Annotated in this window: 21 protein-coding genes, 2 pseudogenes and 1 riboswitch; of the genes and pseudogenes, 7 read left to right on the top strand and 16 right to left on the bottom strand. The window is 70.2% G+C overall.

The window, feature by feature from the left end; all coding sequences use genetic code 11:
* Nucleotides 1-65 precede the first annotated feature (65 nt).
* Nucleotides 66-533: a reverse transcriptase domain-containing protein gene (locus tag ABD357_RS26190; protein WP_344393393.1), complete on the bottom strand. Its 468-nt coding sequence runs from the start codon at nt 531-533 to the stop codon at nt 66-68.
* 58 nt (nt 534-591) lie between these two features.
* A complete protein-coding gene (locus ABD357_RS26185; RefSeq protein WP_344393392.1) occupies nt 592-1,512 on the bottom strand; it encodes an SCO1860 family LAETG-anchored protein in 921 nt (306 codons plus the stop codon).
* A 422-nt stretch (nt 1,513-1,934) separates the two neighbouring features.
* Here ABD357_RS26185 and ABD357_RS26180 point away from each other — a divergent pair, with 422 nt between their 5' ends.
* Nucleotides 1,935-2,591: a transglycosylase SLT domain-containing protein gene (locus tag ABD357_RS26180; RefSeq protein ID WP_344393390.1), complete on the top strand. Its 657-nt coding sequence runs from the start codon at nt 1,935-1,937 to the stop codon at nt 2,589-2,591.
* 195 nt (nt 2,592-2,786) lie between these two features.
* Here ABD357_RS26180 and ABD357_RS26175 read toward each other — a convergent pair.
* Together ABD357_RS26175 and ABD357_RS26170 are read right to left on the bottom strand one after the other, a co-directional pair.
* Nucleotides 2,787-2,970: pseudogene (locus tag ABD357_RS26175) on the bottom strand (SPFH domain-containing protein); the annotation flags it as partial.
* A 6-nt stretch (nt 2,971-2,976) separates the two neighbouring features.
* A complete protein-coding gene (locus ABD357_RS26170; protein ID WP_344393389.1) occupies nt 2,977-4,101 on the bottom strand; it encodes a PucR family transcriptional regulator in 1,125 nt (374 codons plus the stop codon).
* 249 nt (nt 4,102-4,350) lie between these two features.
* Here ABD357_RS26170 and ABD357_RS26165 point away from each other — a divergent pair, with 249 nt between their 5' ends.
* From ABD357_RS26165 to ABD357_RS26150, 4 genes are all read left to right on the top strand, one after another.
* Entirely contained in the window at nt 4,351-4,815 is a 465-nt protein-coding gene (locus ABD357_RS26165; RefSeq protein WP_344393388.1) for a CBS domain-containing protein, read from the top strand.
* Between the two features lie 31 nt (nt 4,816-4,846).
* Nucleotides 4,847-6,223 (top strand): Na+/H+ antiporter NhaA, encoded by a 1,377-nt coding sequence (gene nhaA / locus ABD357_RS26160; protein ID WP_344393387.1) that lies wholly within the window; start codon nt 4,847-4,849, stop codon nt 6,221-6,223.
* 277 nt (nt 6,224-6,500) lie between these two features.
* Nucleotides 6,501-7,073: a DUF3040 domain-containing protein gene (locus ABD357_RS26155; RefSeq protein WP_344393386.1), complete on the top strand. Its 573-nt coding sequence runs from the start codon at nt 6,501-6,503 to the stop codon at nt 7,071-7,073.
* Nucleotides 7,073-8,209 carry a site-2 protease family protein gene (locus ABD357_RS26150; RefSeq protein WP_344393385.1) on the top strand — a complete coding sequence of 379 codons (1,137 nt, stop codon included), beginning with the start codon at nt 7,073-7,075 and terminating at the stop codon, nt 8,207-8,209. Before ABD357_RS26155 ends, ABD357_RS26150 begins: the two co-directional genes overlap by 1 nt.
* A 25-nt stretch (nt 8,210-8,234) precedes the next feature.
* Here the strand turns inward: ABD357_RS26150 and ABD357_RS26145 are convergent, their stop codons facing one another.
* The 8 genes and pseudogenes from ABD357_RS26145 to ABD357_RS26110 all read right to left on the bottom strand — a co-directional run bounded on the left by ABD357_RS26145 (nt 8,235) and on the right by ABD357_RS26110 (nt 17,266).
* A complete protein-coding gene (locus ABD357_RS26145) occupies nt 8,235-9,230 on the bottom strand; it encodes a PP2C family protein-serine/threonine phosphatase (RefSeq protein WP_344393394.1) in 996 nt (331 codons plus the stop codon).
* Nucleotides 9,231-9,626: 396 nt separating this feature from the next.
* Nucleotides 9,627-10,200: pseudogene (locus ABD357_RS26140) on the bottom strand (TerD family protein).
* Nucleotides 10,201-10,283: 83 nt separating this feature from the next.
* A complete protein-coding gene (locus ABD357_RS26135) occupies nt 10,284-10,892 on the bottom strand; it encodes a peptidoglycan recognition protein family protein (RefSeq protein ID WP_344393383.1) in 609 nt (202 codons plus the stop codon).
* A gap of 118 nt (nt 10,893-11,010) precedes the next feature.
* Nucleotides 11,011-11,445, bottom strand: coding sequence for a hypothetical protein (locus ABD357_RS26130; protein ID WP_344393382.1), 435 nt, complete (start codon nt 11,443-11,445; stop codon nt 11,011-11,013).
* Nucleotides 11,446-11,930: 485 nt separating this feature from the next.
* On the bottom strand, nt 11,931-12,581 hold the full coding sequence (locus tag ABD357_RS26125) for a thymidine kinase (protein WP_344393381.1): 651 nt from the start codon (nt 12,579-12,581) through the stop codon (nt 11,931-11,933).
* Nucleotides 12,582-12,639: 58 nt separating this feature from the next.
* Nucleotides 12,640-13,833: an alkaline phosphatase family protein gene (locus ABD357_RS26120; RefSeq protein ID WP_344393379.1), complete on the bottom strand. Its 1,194-nt coding sequence runs from the start codon at nt 13,831-13,833 to the stop codon at nt 12,640-12,642.
* Nucleotides 13,833-14,420, bottom strand: coding sequence for a DUF5998 family protein (locus tag ABD357_RS26115; protein WP_165339181.1), 588 nt, complete (start codon nt 14,418-14,420; stop codon nt 13,833-13,835). The genes ABD357_RS26120 and ABD357_RS26115 overlap by 1 nt, the downstream gene beginning before the upstream one ends.
* 41 nt (nt 14,421-14,461) lie before the next feature.
* Nucleotides 14,462-17,266 carry a bifunctional acetate--CoA ligase family protein/GNAT family N-acetyltransferase gene (locus ABD357_RS26110; protein ID WP_344393377.1) on the bottom strand — a complete coding sequence of 935 codons (2,805 nt, stop codon included), beginning with the start codon at nt 17,264-17,266 and terminating at the stop codon, nt 14,462-14,464.
* 170 nt (nt 17,267-17,436) lie between these two features.
* Here ABD357_RS26110 and ABD357_RS26105 point away from each other — a divergent pair, with 170 nt between their 5' ends.
* The gene (locus tag ABD357_RS26105) at nt 17,437-17,718 is read left to right on the top strand and encodes an HPr family phosphocarrier protein (protein WP_344393376.1); all 282 of its coding nucleotides are present in this window, start codon (nt 17,437-17,439) and stop codon (nt 17,716-17,718) included.
* Nucleotides 17,719-17,933: 215 nt separating this feature from the next.
* On the opposite strand, the gene ABD357_RS26100 is transcribed toward ABD357_RS26105, so the two are convergent.
* The 4 genes from ABD357_RS26100 to ABD357_RS26085 all read right to left on the bottom strand — a co-directional run bounded on the left by ABD357_RS26100 (nt 17,934) and on the right by ABD357_RS26085 (nt 22,748).
* Nucleotides 17,934-18,629 carry a GntR family transcriptional regulator gene (locus ABD357_RS26100; protein ID WP_344393375.1) on the bottom strand — a complete coding sequence of 232 codons (696 nt, stop codon included), beginning with the start codon at nt 18,627-18,629 and terminating at the stop codon, nt 17,934-17,936.
* 229 nt (nt 18,630-18,858) lie between these two features.
* Nucleotides 18,859-19,647: a M23 family metallopeptidase gene (locus ABD357_RS26095; protein WP_344393374.1), complete on the bottom strand. Its 789-nt coding sequence runs from the start codon at nt 19,645-19,647 to the stop codon at nt 18,859-18,861.
* Nucleotides 19,648-19,660: 13 nt separating this feature from the next.
* A riboswitch (cyclic di-AMP (ydaO/yuaA leader) is annotated at nt 19,661-19,818 on the bottom strand.
* A gap of 216 nt (nt 19,819-20,034) precedes the next feature.
* A complete protein-coding gene (locus tag ABD357_RS26090) occupies nt 20,035-21,426 on the bottom strand; it encodes a M16 family metallopeptidase (RefSeq protein WP_344393373.1) in 1,392 nt (463 codons plus the stop codon).
* Nucleotides 21,423-22,748, bottom strand: a complete 1,326-nt coding sequence (locus ABD357_RS26085) for a M16 family metallopeptidase (protein WP_344393372.1) — start codon at nt 22,746-22,748, stop codon at nt 21,423-21,425. The genes ABD357_RS26090 and ABD357_RS26085 overlap by 4 nt, the downstream gene beginning before the upstream one ends.
* 236 nt (nt 22,749-22,984) lie before the next feature.
* Here ABD357_RS26085 and ABD357_RS26080 point away from each other — a divergent pair, with 236 nt between their 5' ends.
* Nucleotides 22,985-25,435: a DNA gyrase/topoisomerase IV subunit A gene (locus ABD357_RS26080; protein WP_344393370.1), complete on the top strand. Its 2,451-nt coding sequence runs from the start codon at nt 22,985-22,987 to the stop codon at nt 25,433-25,435.
* Nucleotides 25,436-25,440: the final 5 nt, after the last annotated feature.

The following is a 25,440-nucleotide window of genomic DNA, read 5'->3' as shown; positions in this document are numbered from 1 at the left end:
GCATCCCCGTCCGTGAGCATGCCACCGACGACCGGCATCAAGATCAAGACGCTACGGAGGGTGACTCATGCCCGAGTTACCCATTGCGTTGGGGGCGTGACCGGAGCCCCTTGCGGGGTCCCGCGCTCCCGTTCCAGCAGGGAGCCGTCGGGCATGGCGAGCGGGGCAGCGAGCCACCGCCGCACATACAATTTCAACCAGACGGCGTCGGTGTGCGCTTCCACCGCCTTGACCAGCAGGTCCCAGGGCACGCTGTCGAAGAACTTGGCGATGTCGAACTCCACCACCCAGTCCCGCTTCCAACAACGTTCCCGGCATTTACCCACCGCGTCCAGAGCGGACCGTCCGGGCCGGTATCCGGAGCTGTCCGGATGGAAAACAGGCTCCACCCTGCGCATCGGATGCCGGGCCACCACAGTCTGAGCCACCCGGTCGGCGACAGCGGGAATTCCGAGCGTTCTCGTGCCCCCGCCATGTGGCTTAGGAATGGCCACCGCGCGCACCGGAGGCGGAAAGTAGGAGCCCGACGACATTCGGTTCAGTGGTTCCCACCCCGCTGGCTGACCCCGGCTGGATCATCGCACGTGCTGGTTAGAGGTGGTGCCTGCGGCGAGTGCGGGTGAGCGCCATGGCTGCCGACCCTGCGATGACGAGGACGGCTCCCGTTGCCAGGATGTAGGGCGTGAGGTGGCTGCCGCCGGTCTTCGCCAGGTGGTTCTCCTTGGCTTGAGGGACCGCGGGGGTGATCGACTCCGTGGCTGACGATGCCGGGCTGTCGGAAGCCGAGTGCGGCGATCGGCAGGTGGCCTGCGCCAGGGTCACGGTGCCCTCCACCTTCTCGACGCCCAGCTTCAAGGGGTCGACGGAGACCTGCAATTGCAGTGAGGTGGCGGCGGCCGTGCTGCTGGTCACCTCCTTACGGGACAGGGAAAGCCGGACTGTGCCCAGGCCAGGGGCCTCGATGGTGGAGGTGCGGTCGGGTGCCAGCGAGACCGGTTGGCCGAGGGCGGTGATGGGGCCCAGAACCTCGGAGTTGGCGGACGGTTCCTGACCGGCGACGCACGTCGCCGTCGCCGTCAGCTCTTCGACCTCGATCAGAGACAGCACAGGCAGGCCGGGCAGATGGACCCGGGCCCGTACGAGGTGGGACGTGCCTTCCGCCCGGCCCTTGGCGACGTCGGCTCTGGCCAAGGCCACGTCGGCGTGCAGCAACTCGACCGGGCGATCGCCATTGACGTCGTCGAGGGTGACGTCAAGGGTCTTCTTCTCGGCGGTCGCCGGAGCCTGTACCTCGTTGAGCGAGGCGCGCAGGGGCATCGCTCCGGTCGCCTCGAGACGGGAGACGTCCAGCTCGGCGCGGAATGCCGCTGCGGTGGCGCTGCCCTTGGACCTGTCGGTGGCAGGAACGGCAGCGGCTTCAGCTGTGAGGGCCGGGCCGGCCATGAGGAAGCCACAGGCCGTAAGGGCGGCGATGCAGCGGGCGTAGGCAGTCAGGGGCGGAAATCCGGTCAACGTCTGTTTTCCTTGCGCACGGTGAGGTGGGGGCGGCCGCCGTGGCCGGCCGGGGATCCGGCGGGCGGGCAGCAGGGCTTCATCCTGCCGAGACGTGAGCGACAAGTCGGGTGCCACACGGAAGATTCACCACAAGGTGGACGTTTGTGGGCTTCAGTTCGAACCGCGAGTTCTGCCAAGTCGGCGCCATCAGATGGTGAGTACTGCCCCCAGCCACAGCGGTCGCAGCTTGACGGCGATGCAAGGCCGACGGATATGACTCCCCTGCCGCCTCATGGCCTGCTCGAACAGGTTCCACGCCAAACGTTCGATGCATCCCCAAGGTGGTGCGGCGTTTGTGCTACAAGAGGTTCCCAGTGCTTTGGGCGCCGAACGATGCACTCCGGCTGTACGGTGCCACGGTTCGGACGAGAGGGGTGGACATGGCCGAGGCCCCGAGTCGGCGATGGCGTCGATGGGGCACCGTGCTGGTTTTCGCCCTGGCCCTCTACGTCATCGTCCGCGCGGCTGACACCCCGCAGGACACCCAGAGCCAGTCCCGGCCCCGTCCCGCTGCCCCGCCTCCCGCCGCCAGCCCCGCCGCCGCGGCGGCCGCAGCGCGGTACGACCCTGCCGACTACGCCGCCCAGGTCCGTGCCCGCGCCCGCGAGACCGGTATCAGTGCCCAGCTGCTGATGGCGATCCTCTACAACGAGTCGTACAAGCCGCACGATCCGGAGCTGGAGTGGGCCTGGCAGCGGTACAAGCCGGGCGCCGCCTTTGGGATCGCGAACATGCACCGCAGCACCTTCGACGATGTCAAGCAGGGCCGGGACTTCGTCGACCGCCGTTGGGAGGACCTGCCCGCAGACCGCGACCTGGCGATCGAGGCCGAAGCCTGGTACCTGCACGACCTGGCTGCCCACTGGCCCGCCGCCTACACTCGCGACGAGTTGCTGGCGCTCGGCTACAACGCGGGACCCAGCAACATGCTCGCCTTCGCCCGCGGCGCGACCCCCGGCCGTCAGGCCCGGTCTTACCTCCAGCGACTGCACGACAACTGGTCCGAGGCCGGGACCTCTGTCGCCCGCTGGCATTGAGGCCCGTCGGCCCGCTGGCAGGGCCGGGTCCGGGTCGGTCCCGCTGCCGCAGTCGCCGGACGTGGTCCGCGCTTCGCCCTGTCCTGTCTCCGGCCGGGGCCGTACGACCTGAGGGTGGGCTGACGACGTGCTGGATGTCCGTTCGGTGTCACCCACTGTCAGACAGAGGGCTGGGACGGGAGGGAGCCGGGGCTGATCGGCCCTGGCTGCGTCGGCGAGGGCGGCGGCTGCGGCTTCTGGGGCCTGAGCCGTGTCACTGGCAGCTCCGGCGGCCAAGTCGTCTGCGGGCTTCTTCGCGGGTGGCCAGCCGCGGCAGCATCTCGCTGAAGGCGCGGGATACGCCCTGGAGTGCCGCGGTGAGCTTGCTGGGGATCACCCATGTGCATCAGTCGAGAGGTTGCAGGGGGTGTTCGGGCCAGTTGAGCAGGCGGGCACCCAGGGTGGCGGTCTGGAGGGTGTAGCGGTGTTCGGGGACGGCGGGGTTGTAGCCGGTGAGGGTGTGGATGCGGGCGATGCGGTAGGCCACGGCTCGGACGCTGAGGCCGAGGCGTCGTGCGGTCGCGGTGTGGGTGCAGCCGCTGTCGAAGTACGCGGTGAGGGTGTGCAGGAGGGGTGCCGGTCCACCGCGGGCCTGTTCCAGGCCGCCGAGGACGGTGGCGACGAGGTCGGTGATGGCTGCGCGGTCCCGGCCGAGGACTTGGTACACCAGCAGGTCGGACGAGTGGATCACGGGGTGTGGCAGGCCGAGCCGTTCGGCGAGGTCCAGGGTTTCGCAGGCTTCGCGGTAGGAGCGGGCGACCCCGTTTACGCCGGGCTGGGGACGGCTGATGGCGATCCGGGGGTGGCGGGCCGCTGAGCGGTGGACCTGTTCGGCGAAGTGTTCGCATGCGGCGGCGTTGTTGCCGGCGGATACGCAGATCAGCCGGCCGTCCTTTGCTGTGACCAGAGGCGCCGGGCCGTCGTGGTGGGAGGCCATGGCGTCTTCCGTGTAGCGGGTTGCCGGGTCCGTGGCGGCGAAGGGTGATTTGGCCAGCGCCACGGCGACGCGGTGCGGTCCGGTGAGCTGGAAGCCGATGCGGTGGGCCTGCTCGGCCATGCGGCCGAGGTCGCCGGGGCCGTGCAGCAGGTCGTCGATGAAGATGTGGCGTATCTCTTCCTCACCGCGGATCGCCGCGCGGTGGGCCGCCTCGTAGCCTTCGGTCAGGGTGACCGCCACGTCCCGCATGAGCCGGAACACGTCCGCAGGCGCGGGTATCGCCGTGGTGCGTTCCTGTGCGCTCCGCCCACTCGGAAGCGGAGGCGGGCAGTCGACGCAGTGGGCGTTCAGGTGGGCGGCGATGAGGTCGCGCAGGGGGACTCCGCCTTCGGCCGCGCGTGACGCGATCGCCCGCAGACGGGCGCGATCGTCGACGTCGAGCTCATGCCTCCCAGCCAGGTCCGGGGCCGTCACCTGTTCGCGGAATCGGCCGTCCATCGCCCTGCCTGCGGGGAGCTCGCTGTCACCGGTCATGCGCCCCACTTTGCCTTCGACAGACTGACGATTTACCTCCACTTTGCCATGCGTCGGCAAGGAACGGTACCGAGAGTTGTCCGGCGATGACCGCACATAGCGCGGATTCCCGCAGGTCAGCCGGGTAGAACCCGCTCCGACGGGTCTTCCTCGGCAGGTTGGGGCCACGCGGCGTTCCGCTGTGCGCCCGGGCAGGTGCCGAGGAGGTGCCCATCGCCGACGAGCATCGACGACTGTCCGGGAGTCCCCATGCGTGCACGTGACCTCGCCGAGCCCTACCCCACGATCGCACTGTTCGATCAGCTCACGACCGCTGCCGACCTTCTGGTGTCCCAGCAGCTGCCTGCCCTGCTGGTCCTTGACGCGGAGGGACATCCGGTCGGCGTGCTGCGTGCCGAGCAGCTGATCGCCGCCTGTCTGCCCCGCTACTTCGAACAGGACCCGCTGCTCGCTCAGGTGATCGACGAGCGGCACGCCGACCGGCTGTGTGTGTCGTCCGTGCGGCCGGTGTCCGACTGTTTTCCGCCCGGTCGCCCCCGCCCGTTCTCGGTCAGTCCGCAGTGCACGCTCGTGCAGGTCGCCGAGCTGATGGCTCGTACCGGCAGCTCGGTCGTGGCGGTGACGGCTACGGCGGCCGACGGTACATCCCGGTTGGTTGGGGCGGTCACCGCTGCCCGGTTGCTGGAGCGGCTGCGTCAGGTCACACCCGCGTGAGAGTCACCACGCGGCGAAGCGAGAGGCACCGATGAGTCGCGGAGACGGCCAGAGCCCCACCTTTCTCGGACGGCTTCCGCTGCCCGAACGCAAGGTCGTCGCGGATGCACTGCGTACGGAGACCGTGGGCGGCATGCTGCTCCTGGCTGCCGCGGCAGCGGCCCTGGTGTGGGCCAACACGCCCCTCGGCGACTCCTACGAGGCGGTACGCGACGCCCACTTCGGCATCCCCGCCTGGGGGCTGGACCTGTCCATCGCCCACTGGACCTCCGACGGCCTGCTGACCTTGTTCTTCTTCGTCGCGGGTGCCGAACTCAAACGCGAGCTCGTAGCCGGCGACCTGCGCAGCCCCGCCACCGCCGCCCTTCCGGTGGTCGCCGCCGCGTGCGGCATGGCCGTCCCCGCCCTCGTTTACGGCGTCGTCGCCACCACGGGCGGGGGCAGCTGGAACGGCTGGGCCGTGCCCATGGCCACCGACATTGCCTTCGCTCTCGGCGTGCTGGCCGTGATCAACACGCACCTGCCGTCCGCGTTGCGTGCCTTCCTGCTCACCCTGGCCGTCGTGGACGACCTGGGTGCGATACTCGTCATCGCAGCGTTCTTCACCTCCAGCCTCAACGGCGTGGCCCTGGCCGGAGCCCTCCTGGGACTGGGCCTGTTCTACTGGCTCCACCAGCATCGGCGCGTCCACGGCTGGTACTGGTACGTGCCGCTCGCCCTCACCGTATGGGGCCTGACCTACATCGGAGGGGTTCACGCCACCGTCGCCGGCGTCGTCATGGGGCTCATGCTCCGCGTCGGGCGCAGCCCGCTGCCGGAGAAGGGGACCCTGGAGCACATCGTCCATGTCGCCCGCCCGCTCTCGGCCGGACTTGCCGTCCCCCTGTTCGCTCTGTTCGCGGCCGGGGTCAGTGTTTCCGCCGACAGCCTGGGCACCGTCCTCGACCGGCCGGAGCCCCTGGGCGTCGCCCTCGGGCTGACCGTCGGCAAGGCCCTGGGCATCTTCGGTGGCACCTACCTGGCCGTGCGTTTCACCCGCGCCCGCCTCAACCCGGCCCTCGCCTGGGCCGACGTCTTCGCCCTGTCCGTCCTCGCCGGCATCGGCTTCACCGTCTCCCTGCTCCTGGGCGAACTGGCCTACCCCGACCCGGCCCAGGCACAGTCCATCAAGGCCGCCGTGCTGCTCGGCTCCCTCACCTCCGCCCTCCTGGCCGCGCTCCTGCTCAGGCTGCGCAACGCCAAGTACAGGGCCCTGTACGAGCAGGAGGATCTCGACCTGCCCGCCGACAACCCTCCACCGGAACGCAGGAACGATCCCCGGGGCGGACGCCGGGCCCAGGAACGGCCGACAGCTCTGAGACAGCCCGCCCGTTGCCTTCACTCCGTGCGTGCAGGTTGCCGACCGTAGGCAACCTGCACGCACGAAAGACGGCTGGCTGTCCGCACCCTCGCCGGGCGTGCGGCCGAGGAAGCAGGGGTACCTAGTGAGGAGAAGCCCGTGGACCTGCGAGATCGGCGACCATCGCGACAGGAACAAGGGGCACTGAGCTGTGCTCCGACATGGCCCCACAGCTCTGTTCCGGGGCGCCGCTTGTGTTGTCTCGTCTGGTTGCCTGGCAGCTCCACCCCTGGCCGGGTAGCCGTATCTGGACAATGTGCTCTCTCCGGTCTTCGAGGTGGTGGGCATGAACCCGGGAAGGAACGAGGAACGCATCCTCGCCGAACTCGAACGACGCCTCGTGCACGACGATCCCGCCCTGGCCGCGACCATGGCCACGCTCAACCAGCAATTTCACAATGAACCCGACGAACCGGACGGACAACCCCCTGGCGGCCATGACGCGGACACGGCGCAACGCCGACGGTGGGTGACCGCCGTCGCGGCGTTCACCGCGATCGCCGCGCTGGGCCTGCTCCTGACGGCCGTGCTCAACAGCAACCCACGCCAGAACGACAACGACACCGTCCCCACGCGTGGCCTCGCCCCGGCCGTATCCGTACACACCGAGCGTCGCTCTCCGCGACGGACCGCTGCACGGCGACGCCGCCCGGGCCACGCCACGCAGGGTCCTTCCGCCGCTCCGCCGACGGCACACTTCAAAGAACCGGTGAGCGGCTCTGTTCCCGCGGAACCGCGCCCGCCGGTCCAGGGACACCCACGTCGCCAGGGGCGCGTTGCCGGCCCCGGCGGGTTGCAGCCGCCTGTGCGGGAGGGCGCGCGCGCACGACACCCGGCTCACTCGCGCGGGAGACAGTGATGAGCAACGCGCCGCAGCTCGGGCGGATTCTCGGCGTGCCGCTGCGCATCCACTGGACCGCTCTCGTCTTGGTGTTCCTCTTCGGTTACGGCCTGGGCAGCCGGACGCTTCCCCGGTGGACCCCGGAGCGGTCCCAGGCGGCCTATACGGCCGCCGCGCTCATCGGCGCCCTGCTGCTCCTGTTGAGCCTGCTGGCCCACGAGTGCGCACATGCTTTCGTGGCCCGCCGCAAGGGGATCCCCGTCCGCCATGTCACTCTCTGGGGCCTCGGCGGCATGACGGAGATGGACAAACCGCCCGCACCCGGCGTGGCCTTCCTCGTGGCCGTGAGCGGGCCGCTGACCAGTCTTGTCGTCGGTGGAGCGGCGCTCGGCGCGGGAGTAGGGCTGGGCGCGGGACCCGGTTGGGAGATGCCCGCGGCCGTCCTGGTGTGGCTCGGCTGGGCGAACCTGCTGCTGGGCGCGTTCAATCTCCTGCCCGCCGCACCGCTCGATGGCGGACGCGTGGTCCAGGCCGCGATGTGGTGGCGCACCGGGGACCGGGAGCGGGCCGAACTGGCAGTCGGACGCAGCGGCCAGATCCTCGGCCTGGTGCTCGCTGCCCTCGGATGGATCGTCCTGCTGCGCGGCGCTTTGGGTGGGCTGTGGCTGACGTTCGCCGGCCTCTTCATCATGGTCGTGGCCAAAGCCCAGCGTCAGCAGGCCGCCCTCAGCACGGCCCTGAACGGGCTCCGCGCCGGCGACACCATGTCCAGCCCCGTGGAAACTGCTCCCGACTGGGCCACGGTGCGGCAGTTCATCGACGGGCCGGCGACGCGCACCCGCCGTTCGGTGCTGCCGCTGCTCGACTTCGAGGGCCGCCCCAGCAGTCTGCTCCACCTCTCTCAGCTCGCACGAATCCCCGTGGGACAGCGGGAGACGGTGCGTCTGCGCGACGTGGCGACGCCCCTGTCGCGGTGTACGACCTGCGCCCCGGACGACCTGCTGGTGGACGCCGTCAAGAACCTCCGAGCGGGCAGCGGCGGACGGATCCTCGTCGTGGACGGCCACGCCCTCACCGGCATCATCACCACACGGGACATCACACGCCTCGTCCAGCGCCGCCAACTGGGCGGCAACGAGCACAAGGACAACTGAGCACGCTTCGGCAGGCCGTGGCCGGTCACCGATAGCGAAGCAGGAGCATGGCCGCGTCATCCTGCATCGGGCCGCCCACGTGCTGGAGCAGGTCCTGCCGCACGGCCTCCAGCGCGCTCTCCGCGTCGCGCTCCTTGAGCAGATGCGTACGGTCGGACAGCGGGTAGAACCGGCCGTCACGATCCCGGGCCTCGGTGACCCCGTCGGTGTACAGCAGCAGTTGATCCCCGGGGCGGAAGTCGGCACGGAACGGCTCCGGTTCCGACGGGCCGTGCGCGCTCAGGCCTAGGGGCAGCGCGTAGGAGATCGGTTCCGGCAGCGTCACGGAGCCGTCGGCGCGGAGCAGCAGGGGCGCCGGATGGCCGTAGTTGAGGAAGGTGACCTCCCGGTCCCGTATCTCGGCGAGGATCGCGGTGACGAACTTCTCGCCCTCCAACTGCCGGTCGACGGACCGCACCAGCCTGCGCCCCACGCCGAGCAGATCCTCCTCGTCCAAAGCCGCCTCACGAAAGGCACCCAGGACCACGGCCGCGGTCTCCACCGCGTCCAGTCCCTTGCCCTGCACGTCACCCACGATCACCCGCACGCCCTGCGGTGCGGCGACCACCTCGTACAGATCGCCGCCGATGCGTGCCTCGGCGACGGCGGACATGTAGCAGACGGCGGCGCGGAGCTGACCCGCCAGCCGCGGCACCGGTTTGAGCAGCACCCGCTGGGCCGCCTCGGCGATCGACCGCACATTGTCGAGTTCCGCCTCCCGCTGCCTGCGCATGGACACCGCGACGAGCCCCGCCGCGGTGACGCCGACGACGGAGGCGATGCTCACATAGCCGCGGGTGGCGTCAATCACGTCGTCGTAGACGCCCAGTCCGGAGGTGAGTACCAGCGCGATCGCACCGATGCACGCGGTGCGCCGCCATCCGCCGACGAGCGGGGCGAAGGCAGGCCCCAGCGACACCAGCGGCAGCAGCCCCACCGCCGGTCCGCTGGCGACATCGGCGATCGTCACCGCCGCGATCATGACGAACGGCAGGGCGGACAGCACGGCGAACCGGCCGTTCTCCTCGGACACATCCCCCTCCAGCACCCGTGGCAACTCCCCGCAGGGGTAGGGCCTATCGTCGCAGACAGCCGGGCGGTGGCTCCGGTCCGAGCCGAAAGTGCGCATCGCCCCTGTCCGTCATTTGGACCCAGTGATGGGCCCGGTGTCGTGCGGCACGATCTTTCGCGGCCTGACCGCAGCGACTCAGTTCTCTTCGGACCTTGCGGAGGCCAGGATCTCGGGCAGCTCGGCACACTCTGCGCCCCACCGTGGCTTCCACACTCGCAGCCGCGCCGGTTCCTCTGCTCCGATGCGGCGTGGAACCTGAGGATCACCGAGCGCGGCCTGTTCGGTCCCTGAAGTCCCCGGCGGGTGTCAGACGTTGACGCCGTCCTGGGCGATGCCCCGCAGACCCGACGCATAGCCCTGGCCGATGGCGCGGAACTTCCACTCGCCTCCGTGCCAGTACACCTCGCCGAAGACCATCGCGGTCTCGCTGGAGGCATCCTCGGTCAGGTCGTAGCGGGGGATCGCGGCCGTCGGCCTGGTTCACCACGCGGATGAACGCGTCGCGGACCTGGCCGAAGCTCTGGCCGCGCTGTTCGGCGTCGTAGATGGAGACCGGAAAGACAATCTTGGAGACCTGGGACGGCACCGCCGCGAGGTCGACCTGGATCTGTTCGTCGTCGCCGTGGCTGCCACCGGTGAGGTTGTCGCCGGAGTGCACGACCGAACCCTCAGGGCTGCGCAGGTTGTTGAAGAAGACGAAATGCTAGTCGGAGACGACTCTGCCGGAGGTATCGCACAGCAGGGCGGAGGCGTCGAGGTCGTAGTCCGCACCGGTGGTGGTGGTGCGCACGGCCCAGCCGAGCCCGATGGTCACGGCGGTCAGGCCCGGTGCCTCCTTGCTCAGCGACACGTTGCCGCCCTTGGCCAAGGTCACACTCATGAGTCCCCTCCGTCGGATCGCCCGTCATATGCTGTGCTGACAACGGGCAGACGCCGGGGCGGGTTCCCCTGCGCCACAGTCCGTCAGGTGTGTGGGGACGCGGCTCTCTCGGTGGCAGCCGAGGCCAGGTCGCGAATGGCGGGCAGCTTCTTGTAGAGCTGGTCGCCGGGGCACTGGGTGTTGTAGCCGTCGCGATGGCCGTGGATGGCCGGCAGTCTCAGCTGGGCACCCAGTTTCCAGGATTTGTGGAAGTAGTCGGTGCCGTCGGCGCCAGCGGTGAGCGAGGTCGTGCCCGCCGGGCTGACGCCGTACTGGTCGAGCTTCCAGGCAGCGAGCTTGGCCACCGCGGTCAGGACGGCCTGGCTCGGAGCGATGCTGGTGTAGGTGCCGAAGACGGCGATGCCGGTGGTCTGTGAGTTGAAACCGTAGGCGTGGGCGCCCAGCACCGGTCGGTCGACGCCGCCCTTGCGGCCCTCGTAGATCGTGCCGCACTTGTCGATCAGGAAGTTGTAGCCGATGTCCTTCCAGCCCAGCTGGCCGACGTGGTAGGCGTGGATGCCCCGTACGACGGCCGGGGCGTCGGCGCAGGTGTAGCTGTTGGATCCGGCGGTGTGGTGGACGACGGCTGCCTTGATCTTCCCGCCGGGCAGATAACTCGGTGCCTCGGGCCGATCGACTCGTCGGCGCCCCACCCGGCGCGCGAGGTGATGGCCGGGCGTGGTGCGGACGCGACCGCAGCCGCCCCGGCAGCGGCGATGTTCGAGTGGCTGGCGGGAACGGACGGCGTGGAGTCGTCGGGGCCGGGATCGATCAGGTCCAGCCGCAGTCCGTCGGGGAGGTCGGAGTCGGTGTCCGCATCCGTGGTGATGCGGACCTCGGCGCCGTCGGACGGGCGACCCACAGGGGGTCGGTACCGCCCCGCCGTGCCGTCTCCTCGGCACGGGACCCGTCGCCGTCCAGTGGCCGCCACTCGGACCACATCCCGGTCTCGGCGTCCCGGGTGCGGACCTCCACCGTGCCGATGAGCGGCGATGCCGGATCGTCCCAGGTGACCCCGAACATGCTGAACGGCCGGGTGTCCGCGGCGCGCAACGCGGCGGCCCGATGGTCGGGCGTGACGTGCACGAGGTGTTCTTCACCGTATGGCCGGGCCACCCCAGGCTGCGCGGAGCCGTCCCCGTCGGGCGCCGGTGGCACGGGGGAGCCTTGGAGGGACAGAGCTCCGGCCACCGCTGCCGCAACCATGTGTGCTGTTCTCCACACCCGTGAACTCCCTGCGTATGACGATGCTGTCCGATCGAGCGGCGAGCCCGGCCGCACGTGATGATCACCGGATCATCAACGCGGGGAAGGCTGCGGGCCCACGGCCTGTGCCTCCGAACGAGTGAGCGGCACTGCGCCGGACGGCCCTGACCAGACCCGACACCGACCGAACTGCGCCCCGCTGTCGAGGAAGCCCAAAGACGCCTGCATGCCGGCGATGAGATCGGCCAGTCCGAGGATCAGAAGCGGGACGCCGGGCGCGGGCAGGGTGTGCCTTGCGGCACCGGCCACGGCCAGCGGAACTGCGATGGTCCCGGGGGCCGTCAGGCCGTGTCCACGGGCGGCCGGGCGTGCCGTCCCCTGCCGGGCTGTTGCAGCCGGTGGCCGCACCACCGCTGTCCCGGCCCAGCAACAACCACAACCAGCACGACCGAGAACGTGTCCGCTGACGTCCCTCCGACAGGAAATCAGGCGGAGGTGACCGGCAATACGTCCGGCGACAACGCCCCTGCATGGGCAGCGGCGCTCGTCATCCGCCTGCGGTGATGACGTCGGCACAGCACCTCATACCCCACCTCCGCCGCCGAGCCGGCCACATCCCCTACCACCACCTGCTCGCCCTCGACCACCATCTCCCCGGCCAGCGTGCGCGCGTTATGGGTGGCTCGTGCACCGCACCAACACATCGCCTCGACCTGCAACGTCTCCACGCGGTCTGCAAGTTCGATCAAACGCTGCGAGCCGGGGAAGAGCTTGGTGCGGAAGTCCGTGGTGATGCCGAACGCGAAGACGTCCAAGTCGAGGTCGTCCACGATCCGGGCCAACTGGTCGATCTGCTCCGGCGCGAGGAACTGCGCCTCGTCCACGATCACGTAATCGACCTTGGCACCGTGCGACATCTGCTCCACCAGGTACCCGTACAGGTCCATGCCCGGAGCCGCCTCAACCGCGTCCGTGACCAAGCCCAAACGCGACGACAACTTACCCTCGCCGGCACGGTCATCCCGCGTGAAGATCACACCCTGCAGACCCCTTGCCGAACGGTTGTGCCCAATTTGAAGCGCCAAAGTTGACTTCCCACAGTCCATCGTCCCGGAGAAGAACACCAGCTCGGGCATGGCGAGTTGAGCACCTTTCGGCGGAGGGCGGTTCAGGGGCGACTCGGGCGGCCGACGATCAGGAGCGTACTTCGAGCAGCGGGACCAGCTGCTCGGCGGGGGTCAGCGAACCGTGGTTGCCGAGCATCGACGACTCCTTCGGCTCCCGCTGTGAGGCGATGAGGAGGACGTCGTCGCGGGCCGCCGCGACCACGTCACCGATACGGGCGTACACCCGCTCCTCGATCCGGTCGGGCCGCCCGAACCAGCCCGCCGCGATCGCCTCGTCCCGGGACGCCACCCAGAACTGCTCGCCAAGCACCTCGCGCCAGCAGGTCAGGACGTCCGATGCGGCGCCCGGGACGGCGTACACATGCCGGGCGCGGCCCTCGCCGCCGAGCAGGGCGACGCCGGCGCGCAACTCCCAGTCCTCGTCGAAGTCGATGCGGTGCAGCTCGTCGAAGGGGATGTCGATCATGCCGTGGTCTGCGGTGATGTACAGGGCCGTGCGGGGCGGCAGTTGCTCGGCCAGGCGCTGGGCCAGGCGGTCCACGTACATGAGTTGTCCGCGCCAGGGGTCCGAGTCGACGCCGAAGCGGTGGCCCTTGCCGTCCACCTCGGCGTAGTACGTGTAGACCAACGAGCGGTCGCCGACGGCCAGTTGCTCGGCGGCGAGGTCCATGCGCTCCTCTCCGGAGAGGCGCCCGTGGAACGTTCCGCCGCTCAGCGCGACCTTCGTCAGGGGCGTGTTCTCGAAGGTCGGCGAGGAGACCTGTGCGGTGTGCACGCCTGCCGCGTCGGCGAGCTGGAAGACCGTCGGGTACGGCTGCCAGACGTCCGGCGGTGTCCATGGGTTCCAGCGGAGCTGGTTCATCAGCTCGCCGGTCTCCGGATTGCGCACGGTGTAGCCGGGCAGGCCGTGGACGCCCGGCGGCAGCCCCGTACCGACCGTGGCGAGTGAGGTGGCGGTGGTCGCGGGGTAGGCGGCGGTGATCGGGCGGCCGGTGCCGCCGCGGGAGCTGCCCAGGAGGGAGCTCATGAACGGGGCCTCTTCGGGGTGCGCCTTCAGCTGCTCCCAGCCGAGGCCGTCGATCAGGAAGACGCAGTTCCGGTCGGCCGGAGTCAGGTCCGTGAGCGTGGCGGTGAGATTCGGTACGCCCATGCCCGCGGCGAGTGTGGGCAGCAGATCGGCAAGCGAACCGGAGCCGTACTCGGGCACGGGTGCGGACTCGACGGTGAGGGGTTCCGGGTGGTCCCAGAGGGGCTGCGCCATTACGGGGTGACGTCCGCGGTCGCCTCGGAGAGCGACTGGGCGAAGGCGAGCGTCTGACGCACGGCGTCCGGGCCGTCGCCTGCCTCGCTGACGCGCAGGCTGAGGTCGTCCGCCGTCGAGCTGCCCGTATAGCCGTGGTCCGCCTCGCAGTTGGGGTCTCCGCAGGCGGCCGGCTCCAGGTCGAGGCGGGAGACCGCGCCCCAGCCGATGGTGAGGACGACCTCGCGGGGCAGTGTCCCGGGCACGTACTTCTCCGGGTTGGCGACGACCCGGCTGAGAACGACCGACGAGATCCGGCCAAGCTTCACGGACTCGGTGGACGTCGTCGCGTACGGCGTCGGCGACGTACTGTCCGCGGCCTGCTCGTCGGTGTGGCTCACGATGAAGCGGTTGTCGGTGAGGACGAGCACCGTCACATGCCGACGCACCTCGTTGGCGTCGAACGTCGTCTCCTGGTGGACCAGAAACGACCGGATGGCCTCGCCGCCGACAGCGGCCTCCACCGCCTCGGCCACGAGGGCCGGGTAGTAGCCGCTGCGCTCGATCGCCGCTCGCAGCCCCTGGGTCGATGTACTGGTCTTGGCCATGGCGCCCATCCTACGGGGGCGCACTGACTGCGAGGCACCGATCAGTACACAGGAAGTGTGCGCGGACCGAGGTCGCCGCGGGCGGGCGGGGGCGCTAGCCGCACGGAGGCACCGAGCGCCGACAGCCCGCGCGGGGCTACGACCACGGGCTCCAGAGTGACGGAGACGACCTCCGGGTGGTCGTCCACAAGGCGCGACAGGCGCAACAGCAGTTCCTCCAGAGCCGCCGTGTCCGCCGGTGCCGAGCCCCGCCAGCCGAAGAGGAGCGGCGCCGTCCGGATCGACCGGACCAGAGAGTCCGCATCCCGGTCGGTGACCGGAATCAGCCTGTGCGCGGTGTCGCCGAGCAGCTCCGAGGCGGCCCCGGCGAGCCCGAACGAGAGCACCGCTCCGGCCGCCGGGTCGATCACCGCTCGGACGACGGTGTCGACGCCGCGGGGCGCCATGCTCTGCACCACCGGGCGCAGCTCCGCGGGCTTCCCGAAGAGCTCGGTCAACTCGGCGTACGCCCGACGCAGTTGCTCTTCGTCCGCCAGATCCAGTCGTACGCCGCCCAGGTCGGCGCGGTGCCGCAGGTGCGGGGCGGTGGCCTTCAGCGCCACGGGGTAGCCGGAGCGCTCGGCCGCCGCGACGGCTTCGTCGGGCGTCGGGGCGGGCAGGGCGCGGCGTACGTCGATGCCGTACCGGCCGAGCAGCGTGCAGGTGTCCTCGGGGCCGAGCGTGAGCCCGGCCGGGTCGCCCTTCGCCAGCAGAGCGTCGATCTGCTCGGCGGCCCCCTTTTCGTCGATGTCCTCGAATTCGGGCACCCGGCCGGGCTCGGCGGCGTCCCGGCGCCACTGCCCGTATCTGACGGCTTCGGCGAGGGCGCGGACGGCGCGTTCGGCCGCGGGGTAGGCGGGGATGAGTGGGGATTCGTCCGCAGGGGCCTGTGGCGCGGGGCGTTCGGCGGGCGCCGGCACCTGGTGCTCGACGGCATGGGGCGCGGTGCTGGTGGCGGCGGAGAGCGCTTCGGCGAGCCCGCCGAGCTCCACATGGACCACGAGCACCGGCTTCGCCGGGGACGCCGCCGCGGCCGAGCGGAGCGCCTCGGCGAGAGGGGCGTCGGCCGCGGACGTCTCACCGACCGCTGGTATGGCCGTGACCACGACAGCGTCACAGGCGTCATCGGTCAGCGCATGTGAGAGCGCCGCATGGAAATCGTCTGCGGATGCCGCCGTGGTCAGATCCAGCGGGGGCAACGGCCGAAGTCCTTCAGCGAGGCAGGCGTCGTACGTGAGCAGCCCGAGCGACTCGGAGTTCCCGAGGATGGCCACACGGGGCCCGGCGGGGAGCGGCTGGCGTGCCAGCAGCAGCCCGGCGTCGACGAGTTCGGTGATCGTGTCCACCCGGATGACCCCGGCCTGCCGCAGCAGCGCGGAGACGGTCGCGTGCGGCAGCCGCGTGGCCCGTACGGCATGTCCCGGAGGTGCGGCCCCGCCGTGCCGCGCGCCCTGGACGACGACGAGCGGCTTGGCCGCGGCGGTCCGGCGCGCGAGGCGCGTGAACTTCCGCGGGTTGCCGATGGATTCGAGGTACATGAGCGCGACATCGGTGTCGGGGTCGTCGTACCAGTACTGCAGTACGTCGTTGCCGGACACGTCCGCGCGGTTGCCCGAGGAGATGAACGTCGACACCCCGGTCACGCCCGTGACGCCGCCACCGCGCCGCTGCAGCCGGGACAGCAGCGCGATCCCGATGGCACCGGACTGCGCGAACAGACCGATGCGTCCGGACCGCGGCATCTCGGGCGCGAGCGAGGCGTTGAGCCGTACATCCGGAGCGGTGTTGATGACCCCGAAGGCGTTGGGCCCGATGATGCGCATGCCGTACGCGCGCGCGTGGCGCACGAGTTCACGCTGGCGCTCCAGCCCTTCGGGGCCGCTCTCGGCGTACCCCGCGGAGATCACGACGAGCCCCTGCACGCCATGCTCACCGCAGTCGGCGACGGCCTGGGGGACGTGCTCGGCCGGGACGGCGACCACGGCGAGATCGACGGGGTCCGGGATGTCACGGATCGAGCGGTACGCCGCGACTCCGCCGAGTTCCTTCTCCTGCAGGGCCCTGTTCACCGCGTACAGGCGTCCGCCGAACCCGGCCCCACGGAGGTTGTCGAGGACGCTGCGCCCCACTCCCCCGGGTGCGCGGCCGGCCCCGATGACGGCGACCGAACCGGGTGTGAGGAGCCGGGCCACGGACCGCGCCTCGGCACGCTGCTCCCGGGCCCACTGCACCGCGCGTGAGCGGTCGGTGGGCTCCAGGTCGAACTCCAGGCGTACGACGCCGTCTTCGAAGCTGCGCTTCTGTTGGTAGCCGGCGTCCGTGAACACCTTGATCATCTTGTTGTTGGCGGGCAGCACCTCGGCGGCGAACCGGCGAATGCCGCGCTCGCGGGCCACCGCGGCGATGTGTTCCAGCAGCGCGGAGGCCACGCCGCGGCCCTGGTGGGCGTCCTGCACGAGGAAGGCGACCTCGGCCTCGTTGGCCGGAGCTGAGGCCGGCAGCCCCTCGGCGTTGATGCGGTCGTAGCGTACGGTGGCGATGAACTCGCCGCCGACCGTGGCCGCGAGTCCCACCCGGTCCACAAAGTCGTGGTGCGTGAAGTGGTGGACATCCTTTGCGGACAGGCGCGGGTACGGCGCGAAGAAGCGGTAGTACTTCGACTCGTCGGACACCTGCTCGTAGAAGCTGACCAGGCGGTCGGCGTCGTCGGCCGTGATCGGCCGGATGCGCGCGGTGCCGCCGTCGCGCAGCACGACGTCGGCCTCCCAGTGGGCGGGATACTCGTGCCGGTCCGACGAGGTCTGCATGGGCCCCAGAGTACGGCTCGTGTCCGACAATGGCGCGAGGCGAGTCCGGGTCCCGACTCGGGCCCCCGCACGGGCTCCTGGCCTCTGCCGGGCTCATCGCCCGCTCGGGGACGCTTCACGTATGGAATAGTGGTCTAGACAACCTGAGAACACCTGAAGGGCAGCATCACATGGCTGAGCGCCGCGTCAACGTCGGCTGGGCCGAGGGCCTCCACGCCCGCCCCGCCTCCATCTTCGTCCGTGCGGCCACGGCCGCCGGCGTCCCTGTGACGATCTCCAAGGCGGACGGCAACCCCGTCAACGCCGCCTCCATGCTCGCGGTGCTCGGCCTGGGCGCCAAGGGCGGCGAGGAGATCGTCCTGGCCTCCGACGCCGAGGGCGCGGACGCCGCGCTCGACCGCCTGGCCAAGCTGGTCGCGGAAGGGCTCGAGGAACTGCCCGAGACTGTTTAGTGCACCTGAACCGGCGCCGCTCTCGCGGAGATGGTTGCGCGCGGCCTGGGTTCCTCAATTGATGGTTGCGGTGGTCGTCGCATCAAAAGACACCATCCCGCACACATACCTGAAGGGCTCGCCCGAAATATCGGGCGGGCCCTTTGCAATTCCAGGATGCGGGCAGCGAAAATAATCCCCCGCGAATTACTCCCCCTTTGTATACGGCGCCACTGTTAATGCCGCAGGCTCGCCGTGTTTACGGGGTGTTGCGAAGTCCTCACACGCTCCACGCGATCAGCGCGCTCGGGAAAGCGCAGCCGATGTGCGGCCGTCGCCCGCTCGGTGTGCAGAGCCGTGATGGCCCGGGCCCGCTCGCTGTCGCCGCGCGCGACGGCGTCCACGATGCCGCCGTGCTCCGACCAGGACTCGGCGGGGTGGGCCGGCGCCTCAACCGAGTACATCCAGGCGATCTTGTGCCGCAGCTGGGTGAGCATCGAGGTCAGCGCGGGGCTGCCGGAGGCCTGCGCGAGCGTCTCGTGGAACCAGCCGCCCAGCGAGCGCAGATCCTCGCCCTGGCCCCTCCTGGCCCGCTCCTGGCCCAGCCTGACGAGGCCTCGCAGCACCTTGAGGTGCGCCTCCGTCCGCCGCTGCGCGGCGCGCGCGGCGCCCAGCGGCTCCAGGAGCATGCGCATCTCCAGGAGGTCGGCGGCCTCCTGCTCGGTGGGTTCCGCGACGCACGCGCCCGCGTGGCGGCGGGTGACGACGAAGCCCTCCGCCTCCAGCGTGCGCAGCGCCTCCCGCACGGGGACCCGCGAGACGCCGTAGCGACGCGCGAGCAGTTCCTCGGTGAGCCGGCTGCCGCGTTCGTAGACACCCGCGACGATGTCGTCACGGATCGCCGTGCATACCGAGTGCGCGGGAATACGCATGACCGGACCTCCGCCTTAATCCCCGCGAAACGCGGTCGATTGACGCTCGTTCGGTGACTCTATTGCAGAGAGCCGGAAATTCCGATGGCGGGCCGGAATCCATGGAGTTTTTTTGGACACATAGTCGCGCAGAACAGGCAGTCGTCCCGTCGGCATGCCTGAAAGCCCCGGCTCGGTGAGCCGGGGCTTTCAGGAGGGGTGCGGTGATGCTTCTGCGCCGTCAGCGCAGTCAGACGTTCACGCCGTGCGACCTGAGGTAGGCGAGGGGGTCCATGTCCGAGCCGTACTCCTGGGACGTACGTGCCTCGAAGTGGAGGTGTGCTCCGGTGACGTTGCCGGTCGCCCCGGAGAGGCCTATCTGCTGGCCCGGGGTGACGCTCTGGCCGACGGAGACGGAGAGGGACGACATGTGGGCGTACTGCGTGTACGTGCCGTCGTTCATCTTGATGACGACCTGGTTGCCGTACGAGCCCTCGAAGCCGGCCTCTACGACGGTGCCGGCACCCACGGCGCGGACGGTGGTGCCGCTTGCGGCGTGGAAGTCGATGCCGGTGTGGCTGCCGGAGGACCAGACGGAGCCGCCGGCCTTGTAGCCGGTGGAGACGTACGAGTCGCTGATCGGCGAGACGAAGGAGTTGAGCAGGCGCTTGCGCTCGGCCTCGCGGGCGGCGCGCTCCTTGGCCTCACGCTCGGCCTTGGCCTTCGCCTCGGCACGGGCCTTCTGCTCCGCGGCCCGCTTCTGGGCGGCCTCCTCGGCCGCCTCGCGGGCGGCGGCCTCCTCGGCGGCCTGCCGCTGGGCGTGCGCCTGGGCGTCGATCTGGTCGGCGACCGAGTCGCCCATGGTGACGGCCTGGGTCAGCCCTGTCTGCTTGACCGAGGAGGGGCCGGCGAACGCCGGGGCGGCCAGGGTGCCGATGACACCGGTGGTGGCGAGCGTCGCAACGCCCACGGTCCTCGAGGACGTGCGCTTCGTACGGCTCGGGCGACGGTGCTTCCCGGTGGCGCGGGTGAACGCCATGAAGTGGCTGGTCCTTTCCTTCCTTCTCGCCTACCGGGTTAGCTGACGGGTTCGGAGCAGGAAGGTCTCCTACGGGCTCCCTCCAGGAGGGCGCCCGATTCACCCCAGGGACTGCGATGGGTCCCCGGCTCCCCTGGCTCGCGCCGTACGGGGACTCGGCGATGACTGTCCGGTGCCGCGGATGCGGCGCACTGCCTGACGAACAGCCGGACCGACGCTAAGCGGGCCATCTCTCAAACAACAAACGGATGACGGCTTTTGTAGCGCACGCCACAGGGCAGACACACAACCTCCATACCAACTCTCAATCAATCCAATCAATTTGGACAAAGCGGGACCCTGGAGGCTCATCAGCCTCCAGGGTCCCCAGGGATGTGCGGCGGTGCTCTACTCGGCCGGGACCACGCTCACTTCACCGATTCCGAGGGCCTTGACGGGCTCCTCGATCTGGGCGGCGTCCCCGACGAGGACGGTCACCAGACGGTCCACCGGGAAGGCGCTCACGGCGGCCGCGGTGGCCTCCACAGTGCCCGTCGCGGCGAGTTGGCGGTACAGCGTCGCCTGGAAGTCGTCCGGCAGGTGCTGCTCCACCTGGTCGGCGAGCGTGCCGGCGACGGCGGCCGCGGTCTCGTACTTGAGCGGCGCCACGCCCACCAGGTTCTGTACGGCGATGTCGCGCTCGGCGTCCGTCAGGCCCTCGGCCGCGAGCGTACGCAGCACCTTCCAGAGGTCGTCGAGCGCCGGGCCGGTGTTCGGCGTGTCCACCGAGCCACTGATGGCGAGCATCGCGGCGCCCGTGCCGTCCGGAGCGGAGCGCAGCACCTGGCCGAACGCCCGCACACCGTAGGTGTAGCCCTTTTCCTCGCGCAGGACACGGTCAAGACGCGAGGTGAGGGTGCCTCCGAGGCAGTACGTGCCGAGCACCTGGGCGGGCCACACACGGTCGTGCCGGTCGGCGCCGACGCGGCCGATGAGCAGCTGTGTCTGGACGGCTCCGGGACGGTCGACGATGACCACACGGCCGGTGTCGTCGGCGGTCACCGGAGGCACGGGACGCGCCTCGGCCGGCGAGCCGGTCCAGGCGCCGAGCGTCTCGCCGAGCAGCGCGTCGAGGTCGACACCGGTGAGGTCGCCGACGACGACCGCGGTGGTGGTGGCGGGGCGTACATGCTTCTCGTAGAAGGCGCGTACGGCCGCCGAGTCGATGCTCGCGACCGTCTCCTCGGTGCCCTGGCGCGGGCGCGACATGCGTGAGGTCGCCGGGAAGAGCTGCTTGGAGAGCTCCTTGGCGGCGCGGCGGGCCGGGTTGGCGGTCTCATGCGGAATCTCGTCGAGCCGGTTGCGGACGAGGCGTTCGACCTCGCTGTCCTCGAAGGCGGGCGCCCTGAGGGCGTCGGCGAGCAGGCCGAGCGCCTTCTGGAGCCGCGACACGGGGACTTCGAGGCTCAGGCGTACGCCCGGGTGGTCGGCGTGCGCGTCCAGCGTGGCGCCGCAGCGCTCCAGCTCGGCGGCGAACTCCTCGGCGGAGTGCTTGTCGGTGCCTTCGGAGAAGGCACGCGCCATGATCGTGGCGACACCGTCCAGGCCCTTCGGCTCGGCCTCCAGCGGTGCGTTCAGGAGCACTTCCACGGCGACGACCTGCTGGCCGGGGCGGTGACAGCGCAGCAGCGTCAGGCCGTTGCCCAGCACCCCGCGCTCGGGCGCCGGGAAGGCCCAGGGCTTGGCCTCGCCGGCCTGGGGCTGGGGGTGGAAGTCCATGGTCACGGTGGCCTCGGTCACTGGGCGCTCTCCTCGTCGGTGGCGATCGGCTCGTACACGAGCACCGCGCGGTTGTCGGGGCGCAGGCGGGACTTGGCGGCCTCCTGGACCTCGTCGGCCGTGACGTCGAGCACGCGCTGTACGGCGGTCAGGGCGAGCTGCGGGTCGTCGAACAGGACGGCGTAGCGGCACAGTTCGTCGGCGCGGCCGGCGACCGTACCGAGCCGGTCCAGCCACTCGCGTTCCAACTGAGCCTGGGCGCGCTCCATTTCCTCGGCCGTGGGGCCCTCCTCGGCGAACCGGGCGAGCTCCTCGTCGACGGCCGCCTCGATGACGGGGACCTCGACATCGCCGGAAGTCTTCACATCGAGCCAGCCCAGGGAGGGCGCTCCGGCCAGGCGCAGCAGACCGAAACCGGCCGCCACAGCCGTACGGTCCCGGCGCACGAGGCGGTTGTAGAGGCGGGAGGACTCGCCGCCGCCGAGGACGGTCAGGGCGAGGTCGGCCGCGTCGCACGCGCGTGTGCCGTCCTCCGGGAGCCGGTAGGCGGCCATCAGCGCGCGCGCCGGGACCTCCTCCTCGACGACCTCGCGCAGCTGCTCGCCGATAGTGTCCGGCAGGGAGCCGTCACGCGGGGCGGGCTTGCCGTCGTGCCCCGGGATGGAGCCGAAGTACTTCTCGACCCAGGCGAGCGTCGACTCCGGGTCGATGTCGCCGACGATCGACAGGACGGCGTTGTTGGGCGCGTAGTAGGTGCGGAAGAACGCGCGCGCGTCCTCCAGGGTCGCCGCGTCCAGGTCGGCCATCGACCCGATCGGGGTGTGGTGGTACGGGTGGCCCTCCGGGTACGCGAGGGCGGTCAGCTTCTCGAAAGCGGTGCCGTAGGGGACGTTGTCGTAGCGCTGGCGGCGCTCGTTCTTGACGACGTCCCTCTGGTTCTCCATCGACTCGTCGTCGAGCGCGGCGAGCAGCGAGCCCATGCGGTCGGCCTCCAGCCAGAGGGCGAGCTCCAGCTGGTGGGCGGGCATGGTCTCGAAGTAGTTGGTGCGCTCGAAACTGGTCGTGCCGTTGAGCGAACCGCCCGCGCCCTGCACCAGTTCGAAGTGGCCGTTGCCCTTCACCTGGCCCGATCCCTGGAACATCAGATGCTCGAAGAGGTGGGCAAGTCCGGTACGCCCCTTGACCTCATGGCGCGAGCCGACGTCGTACCAGAGGCACACCGCCGCGACCGGGGTCAGATGATCTTCGGAGAGCACCACGCGCAGGCCGTTGGCCAGGCGGTGCTCGGTCGCTGTCAGCCCGCCGGAGCCGGCCTCGACGGTGGCCGTGTGACCCATGGGCATGTACGTCCCTTCGATCGCGGAAAACTGCTGAATTCCTGCTAGTCATGCCACTGTATGCAAGCGCGCTGACAGCTGCCGAAGTTCCCGGAACGGCTACGCCGAGAGCGAGCGGGCCGGTGCCCGCCCGGACCCCTGTGCATGGGGCGTGGTCCGGGTTGTCAGTGGGGCGGTCCACAATGGAGCTCGTCAGAACCCGTTCATGCCCCGGCAGACAGTGTGAAGGAGTCGCAGCAGCGATGGCCCGCCGCAGCACGAAGACCCCGCCGCCAGACGACTTCGAGGAGCGCATCCTCGACATCGACGTCGTCGACGAGATGCAGGGCTCCTTCCTCGAGTACGCGTACTCGGTGATCTACTCCAGGGCCCTGCCGGACGCCCGTGACGGTCTCAAGCCCGTGCACCGCCGCATCGTCTACCAGATGAACGAGATGGGACTGCGCCCCGACCGCGGCTATGTGAAGTGCGCCCGCGTCGTCGGCGAGGTCATGGGTAAGTTGCACCCCCACGGCGACGCGTCGATCTACGACGCCCTGGTGCGCCTGGCTCAGCCCTTCTCGATGCGTCTGCCCCTGGTGGACGGCCACGGCAACTTCGGCTCGCTGGGCAACGACGACCCGCCGGCCGCCATGCGGTACACCGAGTGCCGGATGGCCGACGCGACCTCCCTGATGACGGAGTCGATCGACGAGAACACGGTCGACTTCGCCCCGAACTACGACGGCCAGGAGCAGGAGCCCGGCGTCCTCCCGGCCGCGTATCCGAACCTGCTGGTGAACGGCGCCTCGGGCATCGCGGTCGGTATGGCCACGAACATGCCGCCGCACAACCTCGGCGAGGTGATCGCCGCCGCCCGGCATCTGATCCGGTACCCGGGTGCCGATCTCGAGACGCTCATGAAGCACATCCCGGGGCCCGACCTGCCCACGGGCGGAAAGATCGTCGGCCTCTCCGGGATCAGGGACGCGTACGAGTCGGGCCGCGGCAGCTTCAAGATCCGCGCGACGGTGTCGGTGGAGAACGTGACGGCGCGCAGGAAGGGCATCGTCGTCACGGAGCTCCCCTTCACCGTGGGCCCGGAGAAGGTGATCGCCAAGATCAAGGACCTGGTCGGCGCCAAGAAGCTGCAGGGCATCGCCGACGTCAAGGACCTCACCGACCGCGCGCACGGCCTGCGCCTGGTCATCGAGATCAAGAACGGCTTCGTGCCGGAGGCCGTCCTGGAGCAGCTCTACAAGCTGACGCCCATGGAGGAGTCCTTCGGCATCAACAACGTCGCGCTGGTGGACGGCCAGCCCCTCACGCTGGGCCTCAAGGAGCTCCTGGAGGTCTACCTCGACCACCGCTTCGAGGTGGTGCGGCGGAGGTCGGAATTCCGCCGCGGCAAGAAGCGCGACCGGCTGCATCTGGTCGAGGGTCTGCTGGTCGCCCTCCTGGACATCGACGAAGTCATCCGCATCATCCGCTCCAGCGACAACTCCGCACAGGCCAAGGAGCGCCTGATCGAGCACTTCTCGCTGAGCGAGGTCCAGACGCAGTACATTCTGGACACCCCGCTGCGCCGGCTCACCAGGTTCGACCGCATCGAGCTGGAGTCGGAGCGCGACCGGCTCAAGAGCGAGATCGAGGAGCTGACCCGCATCCTGGAGTCGGACGCCGAGCTGCGCAAGCTGGTGTCGGGCGAACTGGCCTCGGTGGCCAAGAAGTTCGGCACCCCGCGGCGTACGGTGCTGCTCGAGTCCTCCGGGGCCACCGCCGCGGCCGTACCGCTGCAGGTGGCCGACGATCCGTGCCGGGTACTGCTGTCGTCGACGGCACTTCTCGCCCGTACGGCGAACGGTGACCCCTTCGGGGAGAGTGACGGCAAGCGCGCCAAGCACGATCTGATCGTCTCGGCCGTCCCGGCGACGGCCCAGGGCGAGGTGGGCGCGGTCACGTCGGCCGGACGGCTGCTGCGCATCAACGTCATCGACCTTCCACAGCTGCCCGAGACGACCGCGGCGCCCAACCTCGCCGGGGGAGCCCCGATTGCGGAGTTCCTCACCCTGGAGGGCGACGAGGAGGTCGTCTGCCTGACCACGCTCGACGAGTCCTCGCCGGGCCTGGCGCTCGGCACACAGCAGGGTGTGGTCAAGCGTGTGGTGCCCGACTACCCGTCCAACAAGGAGGAGTTGGAGGTCATCACGCTCAAGGAGGGCGACCGGATCGTCGGCGCGGCCGAGCTGCGCACGGGCGAGGAGGACCTCGTCTTCATCACCGACGACGCACAGCTACTGCGCTACCAGGCCTCTCAGGTCCGCCCGCAGGGCCGGCCCGCGGCCGGCGTGGCGGGCATCAAGCTCACCGAAGGGGCCAAGGTGATCTCCTTCACGGCCGTCGACCCGGCCGCGGACGCAGTGGTCTTCACGGTGGCGGGCTCGCGCGGCACGCTCGACGACTCGGTCCAGACGACCGCGAAGCTGACGCCCTTCGACCAGTACCCGCGCAAGGGCCGCGCCACGGGCGGTGTGCGCTGCCAGCGGTTCCTGAAGGGCGAGGACTGCCTCAGCCTGGCCTGGGCCGGCCCCGCTCCGGCCCGGGCCGCGCAGAAGAACGGCACGCCGGCCGACCTGCCGGAGATGGACCCGCGCCGCGACGGCTCGGGCGTCTCACTGCCGAAGACGGTGTCGGTGGTGGCGGGGCCGGTGTGATCAGG

The organism is Streptomyces vastus, from assembly GCF_039532825.1.
Lineage (GTDB): Bacteria > Actinomycetota > Actinomycetes > Streptomycetales > Streptomycetaceae > Streptomyces > Streptomyces vastus.
The sequence above is the reverse complement of the archived record's forward strand: the minus strand, read 5'-3'. Positions and strand labels throughout refer to the sequence as shown.

Bases quoted from the DNA above. Each gene is read 5' to 3' on its own strand.
- ABD357_RS26190 (WP_344393393.1), bottom strand. From the start codon at position 533: ATGTCGTCGGGCTCCTACTTTCCGCCTCCGGTGCGCGCGGTGGCCATT.
- ABD357_RS26180 (WP_344393390.1), top strand. From the start codon at position 1,935: ATGGCCGAGGCCCCGAGTCGGCGATGGCGTCGATGGGGCACCGTGCTG.
- ABD357_RS26170 (WP_344393389.1), bottom strand. From the start codon at position 4,101: ATGACCGGTGACAGCGAGCTCCCCGCAGGCAGGGCGATGGACGGCCGA.
- ABD357_RS26165 (WP_344393388.1), top strand. From the start codon at position 4,351: ATGCGTGCACGTGACCTCGCCGAGCCCTACCCCACGATCGCACTGTTC.
- nhaA (WP_344393387.1), top strand. From the start codon at position 4,847: ATGAGTCGCGGAGACGGCCAGAGCCCCACCTTTCTCGGACGGCTTCCG.
- ABD357_RS26155 (WP_344393386.1), top strand. From the start codon at position 6,501: ATGAACCCGGGAAGGAACGAGGAACGCATCCTCGCCGAACTCGAACGA.
- ABD357_RS26150 (WP_344393385.1), top strand. From the start codon at position 7,073: ATGAGCAACGCGCCGCAGCTCGGGCGGATTCTCGGCGTGCCGCTGCGC.
- ABD357_RS26145 (WP_344393394.1), bottom strand. From the start codon at position 9,230: ATGATCGCGGCGGTGACGATCGCCGATGTCGCCAGCGGACCGGCGGTG.
- ABD357_RS26130 (WP_344393382.1), bottom strand. From the start codon at position 11,445: ATGGTTGCGGCAGCGGTGGCCGGAGCTCTGTCCCTCCAAGGCTCCCCC.
- ABD357_RS26125 (WP_344393381.1), bottom strand. From the start codon at position 12,581: ATGCCCGAGCTGGTGTTCTTCTCCGGGACGATGGACTGTGGGAAGTCA.
- ABD357_RS26120 (WP_344393379.1), bottom strand. From the start codon at position 13,833: ATGGCGCAGCCCCTCTGGGACCACCCGGAACCCCTCACCGTCGAGTCC.
- ABD357_RS26115 (WP_165339181.1), bottom strand. From the start codon at position 14,420: ATGGCCAAGACCAGTACATCGACCCAGGGGCTGCGAGCGGCGATCGAG.
- ABD357_RS26110 (WP_344393377.1), bottom strand. From the start codon at position 17,266: ATGCAGACCTCGTCGGACCGGCACGAGTATCCCGCCCACTGGGAGGCC.
- ABD357_RS26105 (WP_344393376.1), top strand. From the start codon at position 17,437: ATGGCTGAGCGCCGCGTCAACGTCGGCTGGGCCGAGGGCCTCCACGCC.
- ABD357_RS26100 (WP_344393375.1), bottom strand. From the start codon at position 18,629: ATGCGTATTCCCGCGCACTCGGTATGCACGGCGATCCGTGACGACATC.
- ABD357_RS26095 (WP_344393374.1), bottom strand. From the start codon at position 19,647: ATGGCGTTCACCCGCGCCACCGGGAAGCACCGTCGCCCGAGCCGTACG.
- ABD357_RS26085 (WP_344393372.1), bottom strand. From the start codon at position 22,748: ATGCCCATGGGTCACACGGCCACCGTCGAGGCCGGCTCCGGCGGGCTG.
- ABD357_RS26080 (WP_344393370.1), top strand. From the start codon at position 22,985: ATGGCCCGCCGCAGCACGAAGACCCCGCCGCCAGACGACTTCGAGGAG.